This window comes from Bradyrhizobium sp. 521_C7_N1_3, from assembly GCF_052075975.1.
Taxonomy (GTDB): Bacteria; Pseudomonadota; Alphaproteobacteria; order Rhizobiales; family Xanthobacteraceae; genus Bradyrhizobium; species Bradyrhizobium japonicum.
The window spans coordinates 9,663,466-9,689,374 of the sequence record NZ_CP197232.1 but is presented as its reverse complement, the minus strand read 5'-3'; the positions used below and the strand labels follow the sequence as shown (position 1 = coordinate 9,689,374).

Genomic DNA, 25,909 nt, shown 5'->3' with positions numbered 1-25,909 from the left:
GCGGAGCTGGATCGCTGCGTACGGCGAAAACGCGTGGTCCTGACCGTCGTTGCTACGGTCAAGCCTTGCGGAGATGGATCGGGGCTCTACCGGGTTTCGAGGCATCGCCAATTCGCGAGGTGACGGAGGCCAGAAGGAACTCGGCTCCGGGGAGAGCGCGCATAAGCCGTCAGACCATCGCGCAGGGAAGGCCGGGTGTTTTTCCGGCCCACCTGTTTCCCGCCTGCGCATTTGCGTGTGCAAAGTCCTGGCGCAGCGGATCATGGGTGCCAGCCGGCACCCGGCCTTCCCTGCGCCCTCTTCACGGAAGAGGGCGAAAGAGGAGAGCAAAACTCGGGCGCCAGGTGCCGCGAGAATGCTGATCTGTGCCTGATGTGAGCCAGAGAATGGTGCTGCCGACTGGGGGAAGCGTGTTAACTTGGGCGGCCAATATCGCTGGGAGCTCGAGCTCACGACGGATGAAATTGTCCGCCTTTTAAGAGCAAGCTTGGATCTGAGCTCGTCGTGACTCTGCTCGATCATCATGGGTTCACCGTTTCCGACGCGCTTCAGAAGAAGATGATCGGCAACATCAAGATTGCCGATCTAACGCTTGGCGAGTTGGCAAAACTTTCGTCACCGGTGGAGGAGGTAGCTTCGACGCCCGAGGCAGCTCCGAAGGGGGGCACTCCCTTTCGCAGGCGGATATAGTTGTCGGGTCGACCAGGGGACAGGCATGGCCGGCCTATAGCGCCGGTGCTGCTGGATGAACTTGCCACTGTCGCAGTTCGTGTTTAGGTTGTGAGTGCTAACGGTGCGATTGGTGAGTCCCAGGCGTCTTGCCTCACACAAATCAAATGCTCCGGAGGCAACTTTCCGCGGATTCTGTCCCCTGAGAGCATTTTGGGTGAATCTCTATATGGGCAACGTTTGCCCTTAGGCTTACCTACCTTATGGGTCGGGATCCTCATTCATGAAATGAGGTTTCCATGTCGAATAGCTTCCAACCGACCGGTGTCAACTCAAGCGGGTTGACCGCGCTGATCCAAAATCTGGGGCGCGACTGCACTCCCACTCAGTTTTTGCGAGAGTTCGTAAAAAATGCCTTCGAGGCCTGTCAGAGAGCTGACGGCAGTGGGAGAATCGAAGTGGACTTTAACGAGTCACTTCACGCCTCGAAGGAGCACTATAAAATCTCGTTTACCGATAACGGGGACGGTATGACCGCTGATCAGATGGTCAGTCTGCTCAATAACTTGTCCGCGACGGGCTCAACGAACCAACATAAGAACTACGGCGTCGGTGCGAAGATCAGTGCGCTAACCCGTAACCATGAGGGAATCATCTACGAATCTTGGCGCGACGGCCAAGGGCACCTTGTGGCGATCCGCTACAATGAGGACGAGGGTGTTTATGGGTTGCAGGGTGCAGTGCACGCTAATGGGTTGACCGAATACGCGCCCAAGATCCCGAATGCGAAAAAACCGAAGATCATTAACGGCCATGGCACGCGAGTGACTCTGCTGGGCATGTCATCGAGCCAAGACACGATGCTGCCTCCTGAAGGAGTTGGCGGGATTCGTGAATCGTGGATCGTTAAGTTTCTCAACACCCGCTTTTTCAAGATTCCCGAGGGCGTCGAGTTGTTCGCGCGTATCGGCTACTATAGAGACGTGGCTGACAAAAAGCACAATCACCTTCTTCGAATTCTTGGTCAAAAGGCTGTTTTGGATGGCAAGGCGGAAAACTTTGGCGAGGTGCAGGTTACCGGCGCAAAGGTTTACTGGTGGATTATGCCCGAAGGAGTCGATGGACATGGCAGAGAGGTGCTGAAAGGGCATTCTGCACTTCTGAATCAAGATGAAATCTTTGACATCAGTGATGCCCGCTCTAACCGTCTCGCCTATTTTGGGGTTATCTTCGGTCGCGATCGGATCGTTATCTATGTTGAACCCGAGAATGCGGTTCAAAACACTGCACGGACGGGACTGGTCCGGCCTGACGGATCGCCATTGAAATGGGACGTTTGGCAAGACGAGTTCCGTCAGAACATGCCGCCTGTGCTGCGCCAATTCCTTGACAAACTAATCAACGAGAATTCCAAAGACTCGCACGCGGACTCAATCCGTGAACGGCTCAAGTCGTTAAAGGACCTATTCCGCATCAGTCGCTATCGTCGGTCTGCTTCTGGGAAACTTCGTGCCAATCCGGACTCCGAAGCGCCGCTCGGAACAGGACACACACACGAAGCGGGCCACGGCTCTACCAGTATCAAGGGGGCAACCGGAGCTCGGTCGGGTGAACTTGCTACGTCCTTGTTAAGCGAGTTGGTTGATGATGAGAGCGGTGTTCCGGTCGAATTAGTTTCTCCCGATCCTTTTCCGCAGTTGCAATGGTCGGAAGAATCTGAGGCGCTCCGGGATCGTGCGGCGGAATACCTGCCTTCGGACAACTTGATTGTCGCGAACAAGAACTTTCAAGGCCTTCAAGATCTGATCGTTTTCTTTTCCAAGAGCCATCAAGACACGCCGGAATTGCTGCGTGTGATTGAAGATGTAGTAAAGGAGGCATTCGAGCAGGTTTTGATCGAATGTGTCGCAGGTGCCCTTTCCCTGCGTCATCGTCAGCATTGGAACATCGATGACTTCGATCGAGCCATTTCTCGCGAGGCGCTTACTACGGTCGTTATGCAGCGCTACTGGATGTGCAGCCAGATCCGCCGCACTCTCGGAAGCAAGATCAAGGGCTTTAACGATTTGATGAACCAGCCGTTGGAAGTGGCTTGAGTTTATCCTTCGGTATCAGCGAGGGTCGCCCCCGGGCGGCCCTTTGCGACCAAACGGTCAAGTCGTTCGAGTGGCGATAGCAAGTTCGCTAACCACTCGCTCTATCTCTTCCACCGTGTAGTGCAAACGCCGGCCGTGAATGACCGGCACCGGTGGCCTCACACCCAGATCGCGGTAGTGCGATTTGGCGCGCCTTGTGTCTGCGAGCCAATTCATTGGATTGGTCCATCCCAGGTGCGGCTCCAGCAGTGCTGCAGCTTGAATCAGGGTCAGTAGCTTCGATGTCCCGAGAGGGATAGGCATGATTACAGTAGGCACTATTTACTCCTTACTTTGGTAACGGATGGCCTGAGATCCGACACTGCGGTTTTGGGGGGATGAAACCTCCTTGAGCGCCCGATATACGGACGCGCGACCGATCCCGAGTTGTCTCGCGATCTTGGTCGCTCCAAGGCCTTGATCGGCCAAGGATTGCAAGAGGCTCTAGATGTTTCAATGAGATGGATGGTGCTGCCAGACAGGATTGAACTGTCGACCTCTCCATTACCAATGGAGTGCTCTACCACTGAGCTACGGCAGCATATGCTGGGATAAGAATCGGCCGCCAAGGGGGCCTACCAAGCGGGCCGATATCTGCCACAAGCCCCCCTCCTGTGCAAGCTTGCTGGCTCCGTCAAAACGAGAAAATCGGGTCGATATCGGGGCCAAAACGCCCGTTTTCAGGTGAAAGTACCGACTTTCCGCCGATTTCGGTTCCGATATCCCCGGCCAACTGGCCAGTTGGCCGCGGCATGGCATTCGGCGCATTTTGGATTTTCGCACGAACAGTTCGCAAGGGGCCTCTTGAGCTGCCGCATTCTCCGGGCATGTTATCGCGGATCGCTGTAATGGACCGCTGATGGCTGACGAGAACGACAAGAGCACGAGACAGGCGAGAGGGGCGCGGGACGACCGGCTGAAATCGGCGCTGCGCGAAAACCTGAAGCGGCGGAAGGTGCAGGCGCGCGAACGCGCCGCAATCACCGACCCCTCGCAGAATGACGATGCTTCCCTAGATGAGGGGGCCGCCGGCAAGACCGGCGATTGAAGTCTGGCGATTAGAATTTTTTGGAGTGCATGGACGTGGCAATGGGGCAGGACGAGCGGCAACGAAACGATGGTGACGCGCAGATGTCGCGGTTCACACGCCCTGAGCAGACCTTTCCGGCGCTGACATCGGCCGAGATCGAGCGCATGCGGAATTTCGGCGAGGTCCGCACTTACGCCGACGGCGAATTCCTGTTCGAGACCGGCAAGCCCGGTCCGGGCATGTTCGTCGTGCTGAAGGGCCACGTCGCCATCACCCAGCGTGACGGGCTCGGCAATGTCACGCCGCTGATCGACCAGGGGCCGGGGCAATTTCTGGCCGAGCTCAGCCAGCTCTCGGGCCGGCCGGCGCTGGTCGACGGCCGCGCCGAAGGCGAGGTCGAGACACTGCTGCTGCCGCCGCCCCGCCTGCGCGCGCTGCTGGTCGCCGAGGCCGAACTCGGCGAGCGCATCATGCGCGCGCTGATCCTGCGCCGGGTCAATCTGCTTCAGGCCGGCGTCGGCGGTGTGGTGCTGATCGGACCCTCGCATTCGGCCGGCGTGGTGCGCTTGCAGGGCTTCCTCACCCGCAACGGCCAGCCGCATCATCTGCTCGATCCCGAGCGTGACCGCGACGCCGCCGAGGTGATCGCGCGCTATTCGCCGAAGCCGGAAGACTGGCCGCTGGTCGTCGCGGCGAGCGGCGAGGTGCTGCGCAACCCCAGCGAAAACGAGGTTGCGCGCGCGATCGGCATGATCGGCGGCCCTCGCAACGACCGCATCTACGATGTCGCGATCGTCGGCTGCGGACCCGCCGGGCTGGCGACCGCGGTGTATGCCGCCTCCGAAGGGCTTTCGGTCGCCGTGCTCGACACCCGCGCCTTCGGCGGCCAGGCCGGCGCCAGCGCGCGCATCGAAAACTACCTGGGCTTTCCGACCGGCATTTCCGGCCAGGCCCTGACCGCGCGCGCGTTCAACCAGGCGCAGAAATTCGGCGCCGACATCATGATCCCCGTCACGGTGAAGTCGCTCGACTGCACGCGCAGGGACGGTGCCTTTGCGGTGACGCTCGACGGCGGCGATCCCTTGCGCTCGCGCGCAGTCGTGGTTGCGAGCGGCGCGCGTTATCGCCGCCCCGAGATCGAGAACCTCGACAAGTTCGAGGGCCGCGGCGTCTGGTATTGGGCCTCTCCGGTCGAGGCGCGGCTCTGCGCCGGCGAGGAGGTGGCCCTGGTCGGTGCCGGCAATTCGGCGGGGCAGGCGGCCGTGTTCCTGTCGGGTCACGCCAAGAAGGTGCTGATGATCATCCGCGGCGGGGGCCTGGGGGCCAGCATGTCGCGCTATCTCATCGAGCGCATCGAAGCGACACCCAACATCGAATTGATGTTCAACACCGAGATCACCGCGCTCGAGGGCGACGAGGCCTCGCTGCTGCGGCGCATCCGCTGGAAGAGCCGGCTGTCTGATGACGAGGACTCCGCCGACATCAAGAATCTCTTCTTGTTCGTCGGCGCCGATCCCGCCACCAGCTGGCTCGACGGCTGCGGCGTCACGCTCGATCGCGGCGGCTTCGTCGTGACGGGCGCGCAGTCCGAGCTGAACCAGGGCAAGCTGGTGGCCCCACTGGAGACCTCGGTGCCCGGCGTCTACGCGGTCGGCGACGTCCGCTCCGGCTCGGTCAAGCGCGTCGGCGGCGCCATCGGCGAAGGCGCGCAGGTCGTGGCCTCCCTGCACGGCTATCTCGGCGACGCCGCAAAACCGGCGCTTTAGTCAAGGACAAGACAAGGGAATGGCAAGTCGAATGAGGCTTGCCATCCTGACGTGTCCCACAGACTATCCCCTCATCCCGAGGAGCCGCCATAGCGGCGTCTGGAAGGATCGAGGCCCGGAACGATCAGCCGGGCCCTCATGGTTCGCGGGGCGATGCGAAGGCATCGTCCGCAAGCGTGCTTTGCGCACACCTCGCCATGAGGATCTACAAACAAAACGCTTAATGGGAGGACCAAATGGCCGAACTCGTCGTGCTCTACAAGACGCCCAAGGACGCTGCCGCCTTCGACAAGCATTATGCCGAGACCCACATTCCGCTCGCGAAGAAACTTCCCGGCCTGAAGAAATACGCCGTCAGCACTGGCGCAGTCGGCTCGCCCGCCGGACCATCGGGCGTCCACCTCGTCGCCATTCTCAGCTTCGACAGCGTGGGCGACATCCAGAAGGCCTTCGGCAGCGACGCGGGCAAGGCGGCCGCAGGCGACGTGCCGAAATTCGCCAGCGGCGGCGCCGATCTGCTGATCTTCGACACCAAGGAAGTGTGATCCAACTTTCGTCGGAGACCTGAGGGCTCGTAGCCCGGATGGCGCGCAGCGTAATCCGGGACGACACCATCCACACGCGAGAACCCCGGATTTCGCTGCGCTCCATCCGGGCTACAACTGCTCTCGTTTGTGACAGCGGTGCAAAAAATTCAGTCATGCGCTTGTCGATTCGCACGACGGCGCATGGCTCCGCACGAGCCTGTGACATCGCGTGTGTAGCCATCCGATGAGGACCGTAATATCAATCGCCTGATCTCAATGCAGAGAGTAGGAGAGATGCCGTGGTTCTTGGGTTGAGCCTGCCCGCCTTCACGTTGGTCCATGTCATCATCAGCCTGATCGGCATCGTCGCCGGCCTGGTCGTCATGTTCGGCCTGCTCGGGTCGAAGCCGATGCCGGGCCTCACCGCGATCTTCCTGCTGTTCACGATCCTCACCAGCGTCACCGGCTTCCTGTTTCCGTTCAAGGAGCTGCTGCCCTCGTACATCATCGCCGGCATCTCGCTGGTGCTGCTCGCGATCGCCTGCCTCGCGCTCTACGGCATGAAGCTCAAAGGGGTCTGGCGTCCGGTCTACATCGTGACCGCGATGATCTCGCTCTATTTCAACGTCTTCGTGCTGGTGATCCAGTCGTTCCTGAAGGTGCCGGCGCTCGCCGCGCTCGCGCCCGCCGTGCCGCCGAATCCACCGGGAGGCCCCGTCTTCGCCGTGGTGCAGGGCATCGTGCTGGTGTTCTTCGTGGTGCTGACCATTGGCGCCTGGCGCCGCTACAAGCCGATGACGTTTGCCTGATTGCACGTTCGCGGTCGGTGCGCGGCATCGACCTCGTGATATCGCACAGCCATCTCCGGATTGCCGGCTCGCGTTTTTGCGGGCCCGCATTGTTTTTCACTGAAGGAGCCATTCATGCCCACCATCACCACCAAGGACGGCGTCGAGATCTTTTTCAAGGATTGGGGCTCGGGCCAGCCGATCGTGTTCAGCCATGGCTGGCCGCTGTCGGCCGACGACTGGGACACGCAGATGATATTCTTCGCCAATCACGGCTACCGCGTCATCGCCCATGACCGCCGCGGCCACGGCCGATCCTCGCAGGTCGCCGATGGCCACGACATGGATCACTATGCCGATGATCTCGCGGCGGTGACCGCGCATCTCGACCTCAAGAACGCCATCCATGTCGGCCACTCCACCGGCGGCGGCGAAGTCGTGCACTACATCGCGCGTCACGGCGAGAGCCGGGTGGCGAAGGCTGCGATCCTCTCCGCCGTGCCGCCGCTGATGGTGCAGACGCCGGCCAATCCCGGCGGCCTTCCCAAGAGCGTGTTCGACGATCTCCAGAAGCAGCTCGCCGCCAGCCGCACCGGCTTCTACCGCGACCTCGCTTCCGGTCCCTTCTACGGCTACAACCGTCCCGGCGCGAAGCCGTCGGAAGCGGTGATCCAGAACTGGTGGCGCCAGGGCATGATGGGCGGCGCGAAGGCGCATTACGACGGCATCGTCGCGTTCTCGCAGACCGATTTCACCGAGGACCTCAAGAAGATCAGCGTGCCCGTGCTGGTGATGCACGGCGACGACGACCAGATCGTTCCCTACGCCGATTCCGGGCCGCTGTCGGCCAAGCTGCTGAAGAACGGCACGCTCAAGACCTACAAGGGCTTCCCGCACGGCATGCCGACGACGCACGCCGAAACCATCAACGCCGACCTGCTGGCGTTCTTCAAGGCGTGAGGGAGTCTTCCTTCTCCCCTTGTGGGAGAACGTGGCGTAGGCGGCCTTCGGCCGCCGTTCTTAAGAACGCCGATGCTCTGCATCGGCTACGGCGCCGGATGAGGGAGCTGCTTCAACGAGTCGAACTGCAAGAGTTCACGCGCGGAGACAACCCCTCACCCGTCTCGCCGCTTCGCGGCGAGCCACCCTCTCCCGCAAGGGGAGAGAGAAGAGTGTCACTTCAAGATCGCCCTGATCGCATCGAACGTGCGCTTCACAAACACCTCCGGCTTCTCCCGCACATCTTCGCCGATCCAGCTCTCGCCGCCGACGCGCATCGCGCCGGTGGCGATCATGGCGACGAGCCGTGCCTTCAGCCTGTCCGATTTGGTTTTGGCGCGCTGCAAAAGCCCTTCGGCCAGCGCGCGCTCGAGCTTCTCGTATTTGAGCTGATCGCGCGCCTGAAGCGCGGGATTGTCGCGCTTGAGCCGCGACATCGCCGCCGCTTCCGCCGGGTCGATCCGCCTGACCGCCGCCGCGATCGCATTCTCCGCCGCCGTCAGCATGGTTTCGCCCGCCGGCCGCGCCACGACCTCTGCGACCAGCGCGCTTGCTGCGCCCTCCTGCCAGGCGGCGACCACATCCTCTTTCGACGCGAAGTAGTGAAAAAAGCTGCGGCGTGACACGTCGGCCGCGGTCGCGATGTCGTCGATGGTCGTGGCCTCGAAGCCGCGCTCCAGGAACAGCGCCATCGCCGCGCGGGTCAGCCGTTCGCGGGTCTCTTGCAATTTACGCTGGCGCAGGCCGGGGCCATCAGGGAATTTTGCTCCTGCCGGCAATGGCTTGGCGCCTGTCCTGACCGATTTCCCGCCGGGCTTCGAAGCCTTCAAATTATTTCACCTCTTGCAAACTTGCACTCAGTGCACATTTGGACCGGTCGCGGGCCTCATTCCAGCCCCGAACGGAGATACGGCATGACCGACTGGAGCACGGCAGACATCCCCTCCCTCAGCGGCAAGACCGCCGTCGTGACCGGGGCGACGGGCGGCCTGGGCTACGAGACGGCGATGGCGCTGGCGGGCGCCGGTGCCATTGTCATACTCACCGGACGCAACGACGCAAAGGGCCTGCGGGCGATCGAGGGCATTTGCGAGCGGTTTCCCAACGCATTGATTGCTTACGAGCATCTCGATCTCGCCAGTCTCGCCTCCGTCGCCGATTTTACCAGGCGCTTTGCCGCCAGCAACGAGCAGCTCGATCTCCTGATCAACAATGCCGGCGTGATGGCGCTGCCGAAGCGGCAGCAGACGGGGGATGGTTTCGAGATGCAGCTCGGCACCAACTATCTCGGCCATTACGCGCTGACGGCACAACTGTTGCCCCAGCTTCGCCGCGCGAAAGCGCCGCGCATCGTCAATCTGTCGAGCCTCGCGCACCGCTCCGGCGCGATCAATTTCGACGATCTGCAAGGCAAGCGTTCCTATCGTCCCTGGCGCGCCTATTGCCAGTCCAAGCTGGCGATGCTGATGTTTTCGCTGGAGCTGCAGCGCCGCAGCCTCGCCGCCGGCTGGGGCCTGACGAGCCTTGCTGCCCATCCCGGCTACGCGCGGACCGATCTCATTGCGAACGGGCCGGGCGCGAACACCTTCCAGTCGCGCGTGAGCCGCTGGCTCCAGCCTTTCATCAGCCACTCCGCAGCCGAAGGCGCGCTGCCCACGCTGTTCGCGGCGACCTCGCCGGCTGCAGAACCCGGCGGCTATTACGGTCCGAACTGGTTCTACGAATTGAAGGGGCCGCCCGCGCCGGCGAAGATCATGCCGCAGGCGAAGGATTTCGCCGCGGCCGCCATGCTGTGGGATGTCTCGGCGACGTTGACCGGTGTATCCTTCGACGAGATCGCGGTCGCCGCATGAGCCGCGGGCCGGTTGGGGACGTCACGATGCAAGTCATCATCTTCGGCGCGACCGGCATGGTCGGGCAGGGCGTATTGCGCGAATGCCTGATCGACACAGGCATCGACCGCGTGCTCGTGGTCGGCCGCAGCCCGACCGGCGTGCGCAACGCCAAGCTCACCGAAATCTCGCACGGCGATTTCACCGACTACTCGGCGATCGAAGCGCAGCTCACGGGCTTCGATGCCTGCTTCTTCTGCCTCGGCGTCTCTTCGATCGGCATGAGCGAGGATCGCTATCGCCATCTCACCTACGATCTCACGCTCGCGGCCGCGACGACGCTCGCGAAGCTCAATCCGCAGATGACGTTCGTCTACGTCACCGGTGCCGGCACCGATTCCACCGAGCAGGGATCGCGGATGTGGGCGCGGATCAAGGGCAAGACCGAAAACGATCTGCTCAGGCTGCCGTTCCGGGGCGCCTACATGTTCCGGCCCGGCGCGATCCAGCCCCTGCACGGCGCCCGCTCCAAGACCGCCTGGGTGCAGGCCGTCTATGCCGCAACCGGGCCGCTCTGGTCGGCGCTGCGCCGGATCTCGCCGCGGCTCGTCACCTCGACCGAGCAGATGGGCCGCGCCATGATTCGTGTCGCCCGGGAGGGGTATCCGCGCAAGGTGCTAGAGATGGAGGATATCAATAGCCTCTAGCCAGCTGGCCCGTTAGTTTCACGGAAATTTCCGCGTCCGCGCGCGTTGAGCCTTATCGGTCCCCGAGGAGAAATGCCGGCGATGTCTCCCCAGCTCAAACTGATCGCGCTCGACGCCGACGATCTCGCCGTGATCTCGACCCATGTGCAGGACGCCCGCGTGCAGGCCGCCGACATCATCTGGCGGCAAAGCGAGAAGCGGCTGGTGGTCGGGATGAGCCGGCTGGACTGGGAGCAGACTCTGGACGGCGAGGCCGAACCCCGCCGGCTGGTCGCCGCGCTCCGCTTCGACCGCGTGCTCGCCTGCAAGTCGCGCAACATCGACCTCGGCGCGCCGGACGAGGTTCTGGACCTCATCGGCATCGAGTTTCACCCCCAGGACGGCCGCGACGAGGAGCCCGGCGGCAGCGCCCTGCTGCTGTTCGCCCATGGCGGCGCCATCCGCCTCGACGTCGAATGTCTGGAATGCGAATTGACGGATCTGGGGGCGGACGAGCTGGGGGCGGGACTGGGCATCGAGGAGGAGGGGTGAGTTGGCCGGTATACCAGTCGAGCCAGGTCGGGCCGCTGCCGGAACGGCATCTCCCGAGGGTTGACGCAGCTTCCCCGCCGCGCCATTGAGCAGGGGGTCGGGTGAGCCAATCCGCCCCAAAGACCAGCCGGAAGCCAAGCCAAAATGCCCGTTCGTCTCGACCGCAGCAGCGCCGATTTTGACCAGCGATTCGCGGCCTTCCTCGCCGCCAAGCGCGAGGTCTCGGCCGACGTCGAGGCCGCCGTGCGCGTCATCGTCGACGATGTGGCCAAGCGTGGCGATGCGGCCCTGCTCGAGGCCACGGCAAAGTTCGACCGGCTGAAGCTGGATGCATCCGGCCTGCGCGTTACCGCCGCGGAGATCGAGACGGCCGTGAAGGCCTGCGATGCCGCGACGCTGGATGCGCTCAAGCTCGCGCGCGACCGCATCGAGACTTATCACCGCCGCCAGCTTCCGAAGGACGAGCGTTTCACCGATCCGCTCGGCGTCGAGCTCGGCTGGCGCTACACTGCGATCGAATCCGCCGGCCTCTACGTGCCCGGCGGCACCGCGGCCTATCCCTCCTCGGTGCTGATGAACGCCGTACCCGCGAAGGTCGCCGGCGTCGCGCGCCTCGTCATGGTGGTGCCGTCGCCGGACGGCAAGCTCAATCCGCTGGTGCTGGCGGCCGCTTCGCTTGGCGGTGTCAGCGAGATCTACCGGGTCGGCGGCGCGCAGGCCGTGGCGGCGCTCGCGCACGGTACCGCCACGATCGCGCCGGTCGCCAAGATCGTCGGGCCCGGCAATGCCTATGTCGCCGCTGCAAAACGGCTGGTGTTCGGCAAGGTCGGCATCGACATGATCGCCGGCCCCTCCGAGGTGCTGGTGATCGCCGACGACACCGGCAATGCCGACTGGATCGCCGCTGATCTGCTGGCGCAGGCCGAGCACGATGCCAGCGCGCAATCGATCCTGATCACGGATTCCGCCCGCCTCGCAGCCGACGTCGAGAAGGCCGTCGAAGCGCAGCTGAAGACATTGCCGCGCACAGCAATTGCCGGCGCCTCCTGGGCCGATTTCGGCGCCATCATCATGGTGAAAGATCTTGCCGACGCCATTCCGCTCGCGGATGCGATCGCGGCCGAGCATCTCGAGATCATGACTGACGATCCCGACGCGCTTGCCGCAAAGATCCGCAACGCCGGCGCGGTGTTCCTCGGGGCGCATACGCCCGAGGCGATCGGCGACTATGTCGGCGGCTCCAACCACGTGCTGCCGACGGCGCGCTCGGCGCGGTTCTCCTCAGGCCTCGGAGTTGCCGACTTCATGAAGCGCACCTCGATCCTGAAATGCGGTCCGGACCAGCTGCGTGCGCTCGGACCTGCCGCGATGACGCTCGGACAAGCGGAGGGGCTGGACGCTCATTCGCGCTCGATTGGATTGCGCCTCAATCTGTCATGACCCAGCCGCCCGAACAGGACGACTCGACCAATCGCATCGTCGCGGTCACCCTCGACGAGGACTCGATCGGCCGTTCCGGGCCTGACATCGAGCATGAGCGCGCCATCGCGATCTACGATCTGATCGAGCAGAATCTGTTCGCGCCCGATGGTGCCAACGGGAAGGGGCCGTTCACGCTGCATATCGGCATCACCGGCAGCCGGCTGATGTTCGACATTCGCTGCGAGGACGGCACGCCCGTGGTCGCGCATCTGTTGTCGTTGACGCCGTTCCGGCGGATCGTGAAGGATTATTTCATGATCTGCGACAGCTACTATCAGGCGATCCGGACAGCGACGCCGGACAAGATCGAGGCCATCGACATGGGCCGCCGCGGCATCCATGACGAGGGATCGCGTACGCTCCAGGAGCGGCTGAAGGGCAAGGTGCGGGTCGACTTCGAGACCTCGCGCCGGCTGTTCACGCTCATCACCGTCCTGCACTGGAAGGGTTAGGCGCATGATCCCGAAAAGTGGACACCGGTTTTCGGACCAGATCATGCGCAAGACAGAAGGCTTTATGGCCCGGAAAAATGTGCAGCGGTTTTCCGACAAGGCCATGCCCTCTTTCAAAAGAGGCTAGGCGCGATGGCGGCGCCGCCACGCGCACGCGATCCGCAATCGGTGCTGTTCGCCTGCGCGATGAACAGCGTGCGCTCGCCGATGGCCGAGAGCCTGCTGCAGCACATGTTTCCGCAGGGCCTCTACGTGAAGTCGGCCGGCGCCAGGAAAGGCGAGCTCGATCCCTTCGCGGTCGCCGTGATGGACGAACTGGGGCAGGACATCTCCGCCCACAAGCCGCAGACCTTCGAGGAGCTGGAGGATTGGGAGGGGCTGAATTTCGACCTCATCATCACGCTCTCGCCCGAAGCGCACCACAAGGCGCTGGAGCTGACCCGCACGCTCGCCGCCGACGTCGAATACTGGCCGACGCAGGATCCCACCACCATCGAAGGCAGCCGCGACCAGAAGCTCGCCGCCTACCGCGAGGTCTGCGACCAGCTCCTGATGCGCATCCGCAGGCGTTTTGCAAAGGTCGGCGCGGCGAGCGGTTAGCCGTAACACCCGCGTCACAGACCGAGGGCACCCGCATGTGGGACGCCTCGAATCAGTAAAGTCCGGGTTCCCGGGTTGTGAAATCAGCCCCCTTCCGATAGGTTCCGCGCGCAATTCACCCCCTGCTTCATCCCCCAATCACCTGATGCTCGGCCGCCCCAAATTCGTACTTGCCTCCGGTTCGCCGCGGCGCCTGTCGCTGCTCAACCAGGCCGGCATCGAGCCGGACGCGCTCCGGCCGGCCGACGTCGACGAGACGCCGAAGCGGGGCGAGCTGCCGCGCGCCTGCGCCAACCGTCTCGCAAGGGCCAAGGCCGATGCGGCGCTGAAATCGGTGCAGCTCGACGACGAGCTGCGCGGCGCCTTCATTCTCTCGGCCGATACGGTTGTGGCGGTCGGCCGCCGCATCCTGCCCAAGGCCAATCTGGTGGACGAGGCGGCGCAGTGCCTGCGGCTGCTGTCGGGCCGCAACCACCGCGTCTACACCGCGATCTGCCTGGTCACGCCGCGCGAGGCCTTCCGCCAGCGCCTGGTCGAGACCCGCGTCCGCTTCAAGCGCCTCTCCGAGGACGACATCCAGGCCTATATCGGCTCCGGTGAATGGCGCGGCAAAGCCGGCGGTTACGCCGTGCAGGGCATCGCCGGCTCCTTCGTGGTCAAGATGGTGGGGTCCTACAGCAACGTCGTCGGCCTGCCGCTCTACGAGACCACGACGCTGCTCGGCGGCGAAGGGTTTCCGACCCGCTTCGGCTGGCTCAACGCCACGGCCATCTAGCGCGCCGACAAAAATCTCGAAAACAACCCCATGCACAGTAGAATGAGCCCGCGGGACCCGGCCCGCGACGCCTGCGCGTCCGCCCGAGGAACCGCTTTGCCGACAGGCTCTTGAACGCCTTCACCCCGAGTAAGCCGCCGACATCATGGACGACCACGTCAAAAAGCCCGCCGGCCCGCTCAAAACCTGCCCGATCTGCGGCAAACCGCAGTCGGAAGCCACCCGCCCGTTCTGCTCCTCGCGCTGCCGCGACGTCGACCTGAACCGCTGGCTGAAGGGCTCCTACGTCATCCCCGGCCGCGACGACGAGACGGATGGCGAAGAATAGCCAATAATATCAGGTATTTGTTTCGATCTCCGATTCGCCGCGCGCCAGCCCCAGCAAGCCCACCCCACCTTGTGCACAGCCGGGCCGCGCCCGGCGAAGCCACTTGGCGAAGCTGGGTGGACATGCCGCTCCGAGCCCACTATAAACCGCCCGCTCGATGGGCCTTGGCCCCTCTTTGGAGCACGCCCAGGTAGCTCAGTTGGTAGAGCATGCGACTGAAAATCGCAGTGTCGGTGGTTCGATTCCGCCCCTGGGCACCATTCTCGGGGCCTGAAATTGGCCACCGCGGTCCAGGTCTTTTTTTTTGATCCCCGATCTCCCTGGCAGGGCGGCTTAAACAATAACCGGCTGCTGTCAGTATCGTCCCCGTGGCACGTATCCATCCGTGTATATCTAGCCAAGCCAAACCGCGATCAGCTGAACCCACCACGCAAAGCGGACATTTCGCAGCTGTCGAGCATCGCGGAGAAAAGAAGGACGCCGGTTTGGCGCGACAGATACAGGTATCGCGACAACGGCTGTATCGCAGTTCGATCCAGTTTCGTCATGATGCCGCTTCGCCCTGTATGGGGCAACGCCCACATCGACCGCCAGAAATCTGACTAGGTCGCGTCCCGCCACCTATGACGCGCTTATGAATGGCGAGAGCAATCCATCTCGATTTCGCATGCTCCCCGGAACATCTTCGCCTGTTGCCGGCTTCGCCAAAGTTGAAGCTCGCGGCGTAGCATTTCATGGATGGCAAGCCTCACATCATGTTTGACCACGATTCAATCCACGCGCGGAACCAGAAGTCACATTTTCCCGTTTCGGATGAAGTTGGGCAGTCTGTCATGACAGTTGCCGATGCGGCGCCGGCTGAAGTTGCTAAGGTCTACAACGATGCTGGTTACGATTACGCCGCCTATGCTGATGGCGATCTTTCGCGACCATTTGCCTTTGAAGGAATGCACGCATATGCGGATCGCTGTGTCTGGGCCGTATTGGAAAAGAAACTGATCGATCTGCGGGCTTCGGGTGCAGGCTCGGTCAGGCTGCTTGATGCGGGTTGCGGACCCGGTACGTGGTTGCGCCGACTGGTCATACGCGCACGTTCGCTAGGATTCAGCAGCATCACCGCGCGGGGCTTCGATATCGCAGATGCGCAAATACAACGGGCGCAGTTGGCTGCCCGAAATCCTTCCAGCCTTCCTGGTGTGAATCTCACATTCGAAGTCGGCGACCTTGCCGACCGGCTATCGGAGCCCGACGCCTCGGTCGATCTGACCCTTTGTCTGTACAGTGCTCTCAGCCATCTGCCCGTCACACGTCTGCCGGAAACCTCAAATGAGTTAGCACGCGTCACATCGGGATATTTCATAACGACAGTGCGTCCAATTGGCAGTATGCCAACGGCCTTTGTGGACTCGATCGAGAAGGTCCGCCGATTGAACCAAGATCACGCCAGAGACCGATGCGAAATCGACCTCAGCGACGGGCGGCATATTGCCTTTCCCTTCCATCAGTTTACCGCGGCCGAATTGCGGAACTATTTCGCCAGCCGTTTTGATATTGAGGATATTCGCGGTCTCGATCTTTTTCACAGTCGATTTATGCCGGACTGCCGTTGGAATCCCGTCTCTCCGTCAGACGATAGCCAGCTAATCGATGAACTTGAGCGGCTCGAGAAGGCGTATGCTACGCGCACGGAGTTCCTGGATCGCGCCACCCATCTCCTGCTCGTGGCGGGCCGTGGGCGAACCGCTGCGCCTGCCCGTGTCGCTGGGTCGAACTGACACGGCTTTTGTCGTACGACCCATTTTTCACGGTTCCACTGTCGCAGTCGACCGATCGGCGATCGAGCTCATGAGGCACCTAGCGTTCTTTGCAGCTGCGCGATCGCACTGGGCATGCCGCGTACCTTGATGATCCGGCCGGAGACGCCGTAGTCTTCGGAGAGCACGCGCGTATTCTCATATACCTCGCTCAAGAGACCTTGCTTCGCGTACGGAAGCACCAATTGGTCGTCCACCATTGCAGCTTCAAAAAAACCGATGATTATCTCGCGCAATGCGGCCACATCCTTAGGCGAGATTGCCGAAAGCAAGATCGCGTCCGGGTGTTTTGCGCGGAGAGCGTCGCGATCCGGCTCGCTCACGCGATCGATCTTGTTGAAGAGCAGACGCGACGGAACGGCCTCCGCGCCAATGTCACGCAGCACGTTGCGGCTCACCTCCAGTTGCGATTCGTATGCCGGATCAGACGCGTCAACGACGAACAGCAGCAGGGATGCTTCGAAGGCCTCTGCGAGCGTGGATCGGAATGACGCGACGAGATCGTGCGGGAGCTTTTTGATGAACCCGACCGTGTCGGAAACCAGCACGCGCGGTTTGGTCTCGGGCTGCAATCCGCGCACCGTCGTATCGAGCGTTGCGAAGAGCTTGTTCTCGGCCAATACCTCGCTAGCCGTAAGTGCTCGCATGAGCGACGATTTCCCCGCGTTGGTATATCCGACCAGTGCGACCCGAAGCTGATCGCGCCGCGCGGACCGGCGTTGGTTGCTGTCGCGCTGGATATCATCCAGTTCGTCCTTCAGTTCCGAGAGGCGCTCGCGGATCTTGCGGCGATCAAGTTCGAGATCGGACTCGCCTGAGCCAGCGCCCTGCTGCCGTCCGCTGCCCGGCGCTTCCCGCAGGCGCGGCGAAACATACTTCAATCGCGCGATCTCAACTTGCACCTTCGCCTCGCGACTGTGCGCGTGGCGATGAAAAATCTCCACGATCACGCCGGTCCGATCAAGCACCTGCACGCCCGTGGCGCGCTCAAGGTTGCGGACCTGGCTCGGTGAGATTTCATGATCGACGATCACGAACTCCGGCCTCAGCCCGGCCTCCAGATCAGGCGCTACACGCTTGATGGCCGGCTTCTTCCCATCGGCTTCCTGAAATCGTTCGCGGGCCTTCGACTTCCGCAGTATCGCCATCGATCCGACCACGCCCGTTCCGCCGGTGAACGCCGCGAGTTCTTCAAGCCGCCCTTTGCCAAGCACCGTAGCGCCGTCGAGCTCGTCACGCTTCTGCGATATCGTGCCGACAACCTCGTAGCCGAGCGTGTCCACCAGACGGCCAAGCTCTTCCATACTCATAGCATGTGCGCGGTCATCGATACCCGGAAGCTGCACGCCGACCAGGATCGCGCGTGGAGCAGGCGGTTTGGTGTCCACGGTGTGCCGCTCGCCAGCTTCGTGAAAGGCACCTGTTTTCGCCATTTGACATTCTCCTGTACATCGCCGCTGCGAGGCGCGGGGGCTGCCGTATTGCGCATTCCGCGTGCGGCGACGATCGCCGTTTCGTTTCGGATTCAACTGTTGTTTGAAGCTGGCGGGGATAGGTCGGCAGCCATCAACCGAGCGTCTCGCGTGGGGCCTGGCCCGAGCGTCGCATGCGCAACGGGCGTTGTCGCGAGGCCTACCCACTTAGGTATTGAGTTCGAAAGAACCGGCAGCCGCGGCTCACTGCCGAGCGGGACTCTCTCCGCACGCTGGCTTTGCTCGCCAAGCGATCGAAGTGCCACCGCACTTGGGATGGAACGACATGACACCATCTCGCTTGAGAAACAGCCGTAGACGACATTCACTGCAAGATAGCCAAGACAACATAGAGAAACGAGACAGACGAAACGGCCGTCGTATAATAAGCACATGATGGCCGCCGCGGCGCGTAGGCTTTTTCAAGAACGCGAAACGAGCAGCTGTGCCGGCGGTTGCCAATCGAGCTTCAAGACAGGAAATCAGCCCTGGATCGGCTGCAACGCTTCGGGCGGCGTGTACTCGTTCACGTGCCGGAACGTCGGCAATTTCAAGACCTACGACGAGTGCTGGGAAGCCGGACGGGTCACGGGCTGGCGATCGGTCGAGACCTCGGCCTATTGCAGCAGCCTGGCGTTGAAGTAGACGGCGGCTGGAAGTGACAGGGCTGGCGTCAACTCAGGTCGCTCATACGGGCTGCTTGCTACTTGCTCGCTAGACGCCGGCGCTTGGCTTCAAAGTCGAGGTGGACAAGGACGGATGGCGGCACTCACGCTGCGGTTCCGGTCGAAAGCGCGACCAAGCCCAATAATGCTCAGTAGCGCTCCGTCAGAACTTCTAACCGACACCTCGATTGTTGATGCGAGAGCGATCCGGTGGGCAACCTGCAATCCCGCAAGACGAAGTCTGCCTTCTAATTCCCTTTGGGCCCGGGCGGTCCGATCGGGCCTGCAGGTCCGGCCGGCCCTGGAGGACCCGCTGGTCCGGGCAGGCCGCAATTCTGTATCACCACGTCTCTCGTATCTGATCCGGACGTGATCTTGACGATGCAAGTCGATGGAAACTCCGGTCCAATCCACCGAAATCCTCCAGTCGAAGTGCTCTCGACTTTCACGGTTTTGCTCGGACTGATCTTTATTTCCACGCTGGGCTCGCGGGGCCGTCTTACTCTTCCGACGATGACCAACTCGCCCTGCGATATGGTGGCGGTTGTTATGAATATTTCCGCATGCGCGCTTTCAGTCCACGCAATTGCAAAGCCAGCAATAAGAGCTCCAACGGTGCCAAAAGGCTTTGCGAACATCATGGGCCTCCCCGCTTCCCTCACCGATGGTCAGGAGACCAGCTTGGTGCGAAGGCGCCCGTACTCGGCGTCGGTTATGGATCCCGATTTTTTGAGCTGATCGAGCTTGGAAAGCTCGTCGGCGACACTAAAGCCGACGATGTGCCGTAATTCCTCGCGCGCCCGCTGAGCCTGCTCAGCGCTGCGTTCCGCCATTCCCCTGCCTTGGGTGATGAGGTAAGCAAAGATGCCGAGGTAGGAGGTCAGAACAAGTGCAAGCACCCACAGTGCCTTACCCCATCCGGAAATGTCGTGGCGCCTGAACAGGTCGCCATAGATGACAATGAGCAGCCAGAACCAAACGACAAATGCGAATACAGCGATTATATCCATCAGAAAATTTCGATATGTGAATCCTTCCTGAGCGAAGAACATTGCGATCTCCTTATTGAGTTGCCGTTCTCGATCTTTTCTGCAGGCCAGTCGCACGGCCCGCTACGCGAAGGCTCAACGGCAGTACCGATGCGACACGCGGTGCGACCTTCCGCTGGTCGAGCGGTACCAGCAGTTGCCGTTCCTCCAATAATATCGATGCCAATGGTGATGTCGCCGGTGGGCGCCCGCGATGGCTCCGGCCGTCGCACCTATGGCAGCGCCGCGGCGACCACCAACAGCACCACCGATGACGGCACCTCGAAGCGCACTCTGAGCAAATGATTCACTGGAAGGGACCATTCCTGCGAGCGAGAGCAGGATGACGAACAGTGCAAGCTTTCGCATCGGGACCTTCCTTGATTGACCGCTTCTGCCATGCCGCCGAATGGCTCTGAGCGGTGATTAGCGCCGCCGCGGAGCGGCATAGCGCGGGTTGATGCTGCAATATGCGTTCGTGCCGGAAGCAGCAGCCAGGCATTGCGAGCGGGTGGCGAACTGACAATTGCCCGGAAAGCCCCAATTGCGACCTCGCAGGCAGTATCGATCCGCCTCGGCAGCTCGGACTGGCTCCAAAAAAGCAAGGAACACAGCGGCAATGAGTAACGTCAGCATCGGAGCGACACGATGCATATCGATCTCCGTGGGTGGATGAAGGTGAATATACCGGCGGCGCGAGGGGAATACCGCCGGTAAAAGCCCTTGCCAGACGCTGGGGCGTTTATTGATGCTACCTGGCGTGAAAAGCGCTCATGCCATTCAGGCTCGGAAACGCTTGTCCTGAGGGAGTGGCGTTCGAATACGAGGTTCTCGATGAACCGGATCGGCCGCAGGATCATCTCGTAATCGTTGTGCTGCTGATCGTCGGGTAGATTCTCGCGCCGCTTTGAAGGAGTGAGACGTCGTCGCGCAAGGCCAATGAACCTTGCATACTTGTAACGAGGCGGACACCGAAGCGCCTTCTGGGTGGCCAAATGCTGGCGGAATGTGAGGGCTTATGAAAGCCGACCCTGGCCCACGGAATTTACTCCGATGTTATTTCAAGCGGCGATTATTTGCCTGATCGTACTCAGCATTGGCGTTCTCGTCGCCCATGCGGTTGACGCTCTCAGAACGTAGCGAGCCCGCCAGCGTGAACCGGCGGGCCTCCACCTCGGTCTTGTCGGTTCACGCCCAGAGTCTGGCGTTGAAGTAGGTGCGGCTGGGGTCGAGGAGGTTCGTCCGCTGGGCAGCCTCCTCCGATCGGACTGGGGTACAGTCGCCCGCGCATCGATCATCACGGCGTGATCGCCGATACACATCATCGCACCGGCACGTCGCTTTCGCTCATGCGAGCTGCTCGCCGCTTGCGTCGCTACCGCCCCGCCTTCGCCAAGCCCGCCAAACTCGCCGCCAGCTCATCGCTTCGGAACGGCTTCGTCAGCCGCGACAGGTCCGGCGTGATGCCTTCGTTGTTGGCGTAGCCTGACACGACGAGGATCTGGAGCTCGGGATATTGATTGCGCAGCGCCAGGCCGAGGTCTGTTCCGCTCATGCCGGGCATCAAATGGTCGGTGACGAGCAGGTTCGGCCGCAGGCCTTCCCTGACGCGTTGAAGCGCATCCTCCGCCGAGCCGGCTTCAACGACGCTGTAGCCGAGCTCGCCCAGCATCTCGGCGGTGCTCATGCGCACCAGCGGTTCGTCATCCACCAGCAGAGCCGTGCCGACGGGCGGTGGCCGCAGTTTTGATTGCGGGACGGCATCGATGGCGCCCGCAACGGCGTGGCTGACCGGCAGCCACAGCTCGACCGTCGTCCCCGCGCCCACGGCGCTCCTGATCGTCAGCGCGCCGCCGAGCTGTGACGCAAGGCCGTGGACCATCGAGAGGCCAAGACCGGTGCCTCGCCCGACGCCCTTGGTCGAGAAGAACGGTTCGACCGCGCGGGCCAGCGTGGACTCGTCCATGCCGATGCCGGTGTCGGCGACAGAGATGCAGACATAGGCGCCAGGTGCCAATTCCGAATTGTGAGAGTCTCCAACCGTCCAGGCCTTCGCCGAGATGCGCAACTTGCCGCCGTCGGGCATGGCATCCCTGGCGTTCACGCTGAGGTTCAGGATCGCCATCTCGATCTGGTTGGGATCGGCCATGGCCGCGGGAAGGTCTTCTGGCGTGTCCACCGTCACCTGGATCTGCGGCCCGGTCGTGCTGGAGATCAGGTCTCCCATCTCGGCAACGAGGAGGCCGATGTTGACGGGAATGGCCTGAAGCGGTTGCCGGCGCGCGAAAGCCAGCAGGCGCTGAACCAGCGTCTTGGCGCGCTCGGCCGCCTGCGCTGCACCGGCAATGAGGCGATGCTCGCGCTCGCCGCCGATGCCCTTGCGCTGAAACAGGTCGAGCAGGCCGACGATCGGCGTGAGCAGATTGTTGAAATCGTGCGCGACGCCGCCCGTGAGCTGGCCCATGGCCTCCATCCTCTGGGCCTGGCGGAGCGCCTCCTCGGCCTGCGCGAGCCGCGCCTGCTCCTCCAGGCGATCCGTCACGTCGACCCCGGTGAGGAATGCGCCGATCCGCGTGCCATCGGGAGCGCGCAGCACCTCGAACTTCATCTCGTAGACGCGGCGGTCGAACCGGGGATCGCCGAACTCATCGATGTTGGTGAAGGCTTCGCCGGCCAGCGCCCGGCTCCAGATCGCGATTGCCGCGGCGAGATGCCCGGGCCGGTCGGCCAGGAATTCGTGCAGGGAATCGCCGATTTGCGGCCGCTTGCCGTAGATGCGCTGATAGGCATCGGCGCAGGACGTGTTGATCGCGAGCCAGCGATAGTCGAGATCGAGCGCCTGGATCTGTCCGTCGGTGGTTTCCACGATCGTCGCCAGCAAATGACGCTCGGCAGTGCGTTCGGCCACGCGCTGCTCGAGGGTCGTGGTCAGCTCCCTGTATCGCGCTTCGCTCGCCCGCAGCCGCGTCTCGCCCAGCACGCGCTTGGTCGTCTCGGACACGATGCAAAGCACTCCGCCGACCGAGCCGTCATCGTCACGCACGGCCGAGTAGGAGACGTCCCAGTAGCTGGTTTCGCCGTAGCCGTGGCGCTCGACGTAGAATGGACGATCCTTGGCGGCGAATGTCTTTCTGGTTCGGCGCACGCCTGACAGCAGCGGTTCGAGATCGTCCCACAGCTCGCCCCAGTTTTCGATCGCGGGGCGACCGAGGGCGCGGGGGTGGTTGGCGCCGATGCCCGGGGCGTAGGCGTCATTGTAGAGCGAAACGAAGTCGGGCCCCCAGAACAGGACGATCTGGGCTTGCGCGGCCAGCAGCATGCTGACCGTCGTTTTCAGTGCCTGAGACCAATCGCGGGGATGACCGAGCGGTGAATCCGACCAGTTGCGGGCACTCATCATCGCGCCCAGCTCGCCTCCGTCAGCGAGGAAGCCCATTTCAGTCGACTGTCGAGCAGCCTTCTCCGACAGCACCGGATCCCCCGCTACGCGTGACATGGGCGTCCTTGCCCATTCGAGCCGGCTTTCGAGGGCTCGTGCTCAAGCGTACATAACACCCGGCGCGCGCTCCGGTTCCGTTCCAGTCGATTCCCGCCGCCCTTGTGCTATTGCTGCTTCCGTAACTTGACGCGAGGTTCCCATGCTCCCCATTCCCGCCGACATCTTCACCGAGCCCGAGGACGTCTCGCCCGATGGCCTTGCCAATCTCGGCCCGCTCCGCCGTCTCGCAGGGAGCTGGCAGGCGGACAAGGGCATCGACATCAATCCAAAGGCGGAAGGGCCGGAGCGGCGGACCTTCATCGAGCGCATCCGCATGGACCCGATCGACCCGCAGGCCAACGGGCCGCAGCTGTTTTACGGGCTGCGCTATCACATCCACATCAACACGCCCGAGGAAGACATCACTTTCCACGACCAGGTCGGCTACTGGCTGTGGGAGCCCGCGACCGGGCTGATCATGCAGACGCTCGCGATTCCGCGCGGACAGGTCTTGCTCGCCTCGGGCAAGGCCGCCCCGGATGACAGGAAGATATCGGTCACGGCGAAGCGCGGCGATACCGCTTACGGAATCTGCTCGACCGATTTCCTGGAACAGGCTTTCCGCACCGACTCCTATCGCTGCGACATCACCTTCAACGATGACGGAAGCTGGAGCTATCTGATCCAGACCGAGTTGTTCGTGCGCGGCGCGCCGTTCAACCATCACGACAGCAACACGCTCAAGCTCGTCGCGCCGCCCAAGCTCAATCCACTGGCGGTGATCGTGAACGATCGCGCCGGGCGCGATGGATCGTCGACCTGAAGCGTACCCGGAGAATTGCATGAAGCCCTACGTCATTTGCCTGATGCACTCCAGCCTGGACGGCCGCACGCATCCCAGCCGCTGGCGGCCGAAGGGGGCGGGTACAGACTGGTTCGAGAAGATCCATGACGAACTCGGCGGCGACGCCTGGGTGATCGGCCGCGTCACCGGCTCCGAGTTCGCAAAGGGCAAGCCCTATCCCGAAACGGCGGGCGAGACGTTTCCCCGCCAAAGCTGGTTCGCGCGGCGCGATGCGAAGACCTACGGCGTCGTGCTCGACGCGCAGGGCAAGATCGGCTGGGGCCGGTCGGACATCGGCGGTGACCCGATCGTGGTGGTGCTGACCGAGGGCGTGCCGGATTCGCACTTGGCGGGGCTCCGCGGCGAGGGTGTGTCCTACATCTTCGCCGGCAAATCCGAGATCGACCTGGCGCTGACGCTGGACATCCTCAATCGGGAGTTAGGGGTGAAGCGCCTGCTGGTGGAAGGCGGCGGCGTCGCCAACGGCGCCTTCTTGCGCGCCGGCCTGATCGACGAATTCAACCTGATCCTCAGCCCCGCGATCGATGGCGCCAGGGGCGCACCCTTCGTGTTCGATTCGACGGACGCGGACAGCGACAAGCGCGCGCCGCTTGCCGCGATGACGCTGGAGAGCACGCGCGACCTCGGCGGCGGCGTTCTGCTGCTGCGGTATCTGATCAAGAACGACCCTCAAGCGATGCCCAAGTAAGGCATCGGCATGGGACAACCGGAGCACATCGTCATCGTCGGCGCCGGCGCGGCCGGGCTGATGGCGGCGCGCGAGCTGGCACGTGCGGGCAGGACGGTCACGATCCTGGAGGCGCGCGAGCGCTGCGGCGGGCGTATCGATCCGCTGCCGGCGTCGGAGTTCGGCTACCCCGCCGACGGCGGCGCCGAATTCGTCCATGGCGAGGCGCCGGTCACGCGCAAGCTGGTGCGCGAGGCGGGACTGTCGCTGCAGAAGATCGAAGGCACCCAGTGGAGCTTCGACGGAACGGGGCTCTCGCACGAAGACCGTCACGATCCGCACGAGGCAGAGCTTCACGCGGCGCTGGGGGCGTTGAAGGATGATCTCACGGTTGCCGATTTCCTGCGCCGTCATTTCGCCGAGCCCGAGTATGTGCAGCTGCGCCATTCGATCGAGCGCATGGTCGAGGGCTATGACGCCGCCGACCCCGAGCGCGCCTCGACGCTGGCGCTGCGCGAGGAATGGATGGACGGCGGGCATCACACCCAGGCACGCATCGTCGGCGGCTATGGCGCGCTGATCGATTTTCTGGCGAGTGCGTGCCGCGGGCTTGGCGTGACGTTTCGCTTCGGCTGCGCGGTGTCGGCGATCGAGGAGACGGGCGGCGCGCTGGCCGTCCGCTGTGCCGGCGGCGACGCGCACGGCTGCGATCGCGCGGTCCTCACCGTGCCGCTGCCGTTATTGCGCGAGATCGCGCTTCCGGAGCCCGCACGCGCGAAGGCTGCGGCGGCCGACGATATCGGCTTCGGCAGCGTGATAAAAATCCTGCTGCGGTTCGCGCGGCCGTGGTGGCGCGAGCGAAGCGAAGATCTCGCGGACATGACCTTCCTGCTGTCGGACCAGTCGATCCCGGTGTGGTGGACGCGGCATCCGGACCAGCATCCCGTGCTCACCGGCTGGTTCGGCGGGCCGCGGACGGCCGAGCTTGCGAAGCTCGATCGGCAAGGGCTGATCGATGCCGGAGTCGATTCGCTTGCGGCCATCTTCGGGGTGTCGGGCGACGACATCGTGCGCGATCTCGTGGCGGCTGCGGCGACCAACTGGCTGCATGATCCCTTCGCCCGCGGCGCCTATTCCTGGGCGACGCCGCGGACGCGCGAGGCCCAGGCGATCCTCGCGCGCGCCGACGGCCCGGTGCTGTTCTCCGGCGAAGCGCTGTATCGCGGCCGCGATATGGGAACGGTCGAGGCGGCGCTGGCGAGCGGGCTGGAGACCGCGGAGATGATTTTGCGGGGATGA

Annotated in this window: 27 protein-coding genes and 2 tRNA genes; 22 read left to right on the top strand and 7 right to left on the bottom strand. The window is 62.9% G+C overall.

Features of this window, described 5'->3' with window-relative positions; translation table 11 throughout:
- The first annotated feature begins 504 nt into the window (after window positions 1-504).
- Both AB7008_RS45980 and AB7008_RS45975 read left to right on the top strand, forming a co-directional pair.
- Window positions 505-690, top strand: coding sequence for a hypothetical protein (locus AB7008_RS45980; protein WP_304491785.1), 186 nt, complete (start codon window positions 505-507; stop codon window positions 688-690).
- A 278-nt stretch (window positions 691-968) separates the two neighbouring features.
- Window positions 969-2,765 (top strand): ATP-binding protein, encoded by a 1,797-nt coding sequence (locus tag AB7008_RS45975; protein ID WP_304491784.1) that lies wholly within the window; start codon window positions 969-971, stop codon window positions 2,763-2,765.
- A gap of 321 nt (window positions 2,766-3,086) precedes the next feature.
- Here the strand turns inward: AB7008_RS45975 and AB7008_RS45970 are convergent, their stop codons facing one another.
- Both AB7008_RS45970 and AB7008_RS45965 read right to left on the bottom strand, forming a co-directional pair.
- Window positions 3,087-3,233, bottom strand: a complete 147-nt coding sequence (locus tag AB7008_RS45970) for a helix-turn-helix domain-containing protein (RefSeq protein WP_304491783.1) — start codon at window positions 3,231-3,233, stop codon at window positions 3,087-3,089.
- A gap of 37 nt (window positions 3,234-3,270) precedes the next feature.
- Window positions 3,271-3,345: transfer RNA gene (locus AB7008_RS45965), tRNA-Thr, on the bottom strand.
- 318 nt (window positions 3,346-3,663) lie between these two features.
- On the opposite strand from AB7008_RS45965, the gene AB7008_RS45960 reads away from it, so the two are divergent.
- From AB7008_RS45960 to AB7008_RS45940, 5 genes are all read left to right on the top strand, one after another.
- Window positions 3,664-3,852, top strand: coding sequence for a hypothetical protein (locus AB7008_RS45960; protein ID WP_304491782.1), 189 nt, complete (start codon window positions 3,664-3,666; stop codon window positions 3,850-3,852).
- Between the two features lie 41 nt (window positions 3,853-3,893).
- Entirely contained in the window at window positions 3,894-5,600 is a 1,707-nt protein-coding gene (locus tag AB7008_RS45955) for an FAD-dependent oxidoreductase (RefSeq protein ID WP_441261290.1), read from the top strand.
- 236 nt (window positions 5,601-5,836) lie between these two features.
- Window positions 5,837-6,145, top strand: coding sequence for an EthD family reductase (locus AB7008_RS45950; protein WP_028151418.1), 309 nt, complete (start codon window positions 5,837-5,839; stop codon window positions 6,143-6,145).
- Between the two features lie 281 nt (window positions 6,146-6,426).
- On the top strand, window positions 6,427-6,936 hold the full coding sequence (locus AB7008_RS45945; protein ID WP_028159144.1) for a hypothetical protein: 510 nt from the start codon (window positions 6,427-6,429) through the stop codon (window positions 6,934-6,936).
- 114 nt (window positions 6,937-7,050) lie between these two features.
- Window positions 7,051-7,875 carry an alpha/beta fold hydrolase gene (locus tag AB7008_RS45940; RefSeq protein ID WP_248880318.1) on the top strand — a complete coding sequence of 275 codons (825 nt, stop codon included), beginning with the start codon at window positions 7,051-7,053 and terminating at the stop codon, window positions 7,873-7,875.
- Window positions 7,876-8,090: 215 nt separating this feature from the next.
- Here AB7008_RS45940 and AB7008_RS45935 read toward each other — a convergent pair whose 3' ends face one another.
- Window positions 8,091-8,744 carry a TetR/AcrR family transcriptional regulator gene (locus AB7008_RS45935; RefSeq protein WP_441260985.1) on the bottom strand — a complete coding sequence of 218 codons (654 nt, stop codon included), beginning with the start codon at window positions 8,742-8,744 and terminating at the stop codon, window positions 8,091-8,093.
- Window positions 8,745-8,828: 84 nt separating this feature from the next.
- Here AB7008_RS45935 and AB7008_RS45930 point away from each other — a divergent pair, with 84 nt between their 5' ends.
- The 10 genes from AB7008_RS45930 to AB7008_RS45885 all read left to right on the top strand — a co-directional run bounded on the left by AB7008_RS45930 (window position 8,829) and on the right by AB7008_RS45885 (window position 16,396).
- On the top strand, window positions 8,829-9,767 hold the full coding sequence (locus AB7008_RS45930) for an SDR family oxidoreductase (RefSeq protein ID WP_441260984.1): 939 nt from the start codon (window positions 8,829-8,831) through the stop codon (window positions 9,765-9,767).
- A gap of 26 nt (window positions 9,768-9,793) precedes the next feature.
- Window positions 9,794-10,453: an NAD(P)H-binding protein gene (locus AB7008_RS45925; RefSeq protein ID WP_304491781.1), complete on the top strand. Its 660-nt coding sequence runs from the start codon at window positions 9,794-9,796 to the stop codon at window positions 10,451-10,453.
- 81 nt (window positions 10,454-10,534) lie between these two features.
- Window positions 10,535-10,984 (top strand): DUF2948 family protein, encoded by a 450-nt coding sequence (locus tag AB7008_RS45920; RefSeq protein ID WP_041957341.1) that lies wholly within the window; start codon window positions 10,535-10,537, stop codon window positions 10,982-10,984.
- A gap of 144 nt (window positions 10,985-11,128) precedes the next feature.
- A complete protein-coding gene (hisD, locus tag AB7008_RS45915) occupies window positions 11,129-12,424 on the top strand; it encodes a histidinol dehydrogenase (protein WP_248880313.1) in 1,296 nt (431 codons plus the stop codon).
- Window positions 12,421-12,918, top strand: coding sequence for a UPF0262 family protein (locus AB7008_RS45910; RefSeq protein WP_304491780.1), 498 nt, complete (start codon window positions 12,421-12,423; stop codon window positions 12,916-12,918). The genes hisD and AB7008_RS45910 overlap by 4 nt, the downstream gene beginning before the upstream one ends.
- Window positions 12,919-13,050: 132 nt before the next feature.
- A complete protein-coding gene (locus tag AB7008_RS45905) occupies window positions 13,051-13,518 on the top strand; it encodes an arsenate-mycothiol transferase ArsC (RefSeq protein WP_014491499.1) in 468 nt (155 codons plus the stop codon).
- Window positions 13,519-13,663: 145 nt separating this feature from the next.
- Window positions 13,664-14,293: a Maf-like protein gene (locus AB7008_RS45900; protein ID WP_014491500.1), complete on the top strand. Its 630-nt coding sequence runs from the start codon at window positions 13,664-13,666 to the stop codon at window positions 14,291-14,293.
- A gap of 145 nt (window positions 14,294-14,438) precedes the next feature.
- A complete protein-coding gene (yacG, locus tag AB7008_RS45895) occupies window positions 14,439-14,621 on the top strand; it encodes a DNA gyrase inhibitor YacG (protein ID WP_248880311.1) in 183 nt (60 codons plus the stop codon).
- A gap of 184 nt (window positions 14,622-14,805) precedes the next feature.
- Window positions 14,806-14,881: transfer RNA gene (locus tag AB7008_RS45890), tRNA-Phe, on the top strand.
- A 573-nt stretch (window positions 14,882-15,454) separates the two neighbouring features.
- Window positions 15,455-16,396 carry a class I SAM-dependent methyltransferase gene (locus AB7008_RS45885; protein WP_441260983.1) on the top strand — a complete coding sequence of 314 codons (942 nt, stop codon included), beginning with the start codon at window positions 15,455-15,457 and terminating at the stop codon, window positions 16,394-16,396.
- A gap of 68 nt (window positions 16,397-16,464) precedes the next feature.
- On the opposite strand, the gene hflX is transcribed toward AB7008_RS45885, so the two are convergent.
- Window positions 16,465-17,868, bottom strand: a complete 1,404-nt coding sequence (gene hflX / locus AB7008_RS45880; protein ID WP_304491778.1) for a GTPase HflX — start codon at window positions 17,866-17,868, stop codon at window positions 16,465-16,467.
- A 432-nt stretch (window positions 17,869-18,300) separates the two neighbouring features.
- On the opposite strand from hflX, the gene AB7008_RS45875 reads away from it, so the two are divergent.
- The gene (locus AB7008_RS45875) at window positions 18,301-18,552 is read left to right on the top strand and encodes a hypothetical protein (RefSeq protein WP_441260982.1); all 252 of its coding nucleotides are present in this window, start codon (window positions 18,301-18,303) and stop codon (window positions 18,550-18,552) included.
- Between the two features lie 688 nt (window positions 18,553-19,240).
- Here the strand turns inward: AB7008_RS45875 and AB7008_RS45870 are convergent.
- On the bottom strand, window positions 19,241-19,624 hold the full coding sequence (locus AB7008_RS45870; RefSeq protein WP_014491504.1) for an SHOCT domain-containing protein: 384 nt from the start codon (window positions 19,622-19,624) through the stop codon (window positions 19,241-19,243).
- A 156-nt stretch (window positions 19,625-19,780) separates the two neighbouring features.
- Between AB7008_RS45870 and AB7008_RS45865 the strand changes: the two genes are divergently transcribed.
- Window positions 19,781-19,906 (top strand): hypothetical protein, encoded by a 126-nt coding sequence (locus tag AB7008_RS45865; RefSeq protein ID WP_259181515.1) that lies wholly within the window; start codon window positions 19,781-19,783, stop codon window positions 19,904-19,906.
- A 120-nt stretch (window positions 19,907-20,026) separates the two neighbouring features.
- Here the strand turns inward: AB7008_RS45865 and AB7008_RS45860 are convergent, their stop codons facing one another.
- The gene (locus AB7008_RS45860) at window positions 20,027-20,254 is read right to left on the bottom strand and encodes a DUF3551 domain-containing protein (RefSeq protein WP_441260981.1); all 228 of its coding nucleotides are present in this window, start codon (window positions 20,252-20,254) and stop codon (window positions 20,027-20,029) included.
- Window positions 20,255-20,975: 721 nt separating this feature from the next.
- On the bottom strand, window positions 20,976-23,096 hold the full coding sequence (locus AB7008_RS45855) for an ATP-binding protein (RefSeq protein WP_441260980.1): 2,121 nt from the start codon (window positions 23,094-23,096) through the stop codon (window positions 20,976-20,978).
- 142 nt (window positions 23,097-23,238) lie between these two features.
- Here AB7008_RS45855 and AB7008_RS45850 point away from each other — a divergent pair, with 142 nt between their 5' ends.
- From AB7008_RS45850 to AB7008_RS45840, 3 genes are read left to right on the top strand one after another with little or no spacing between them, the layout of a single operon-like run.
- Window positions 23,239-23,901, top strand: coding sequence for an FABP family protein (locus AB7008_RS45850; RefSeq protein WP_441260979.1), 663 nt, complete (start codon window positions 23,239-23,241; stop codon window positions 23,899-23,901).
- Between the two features lie 19 nt (window positions 23,902-23,920).
- On the top strand, window positions 23,921-24,631 hold the full coding sequence (locus AB7008_RS45845; RefSeq protein WP_014491508.1) for a RibD family protein: 711 nt from the start codon (window positions 23,921-23,923) through the stop codon (window positions 24,629-24,631).
- 9 nt (window positions 24,632-24,640) lie between these two features.
- On the top strand, window positions 24,641-25,909 hold the full coding sequence (locus AB7008_RS45840; protein ID WP_441260978.1) for a flavin monoamine oxidase family protein: 1,269 nt from the start codon (window positions 24,641-24,643) through the stop codon (window positions 25,907-25,909).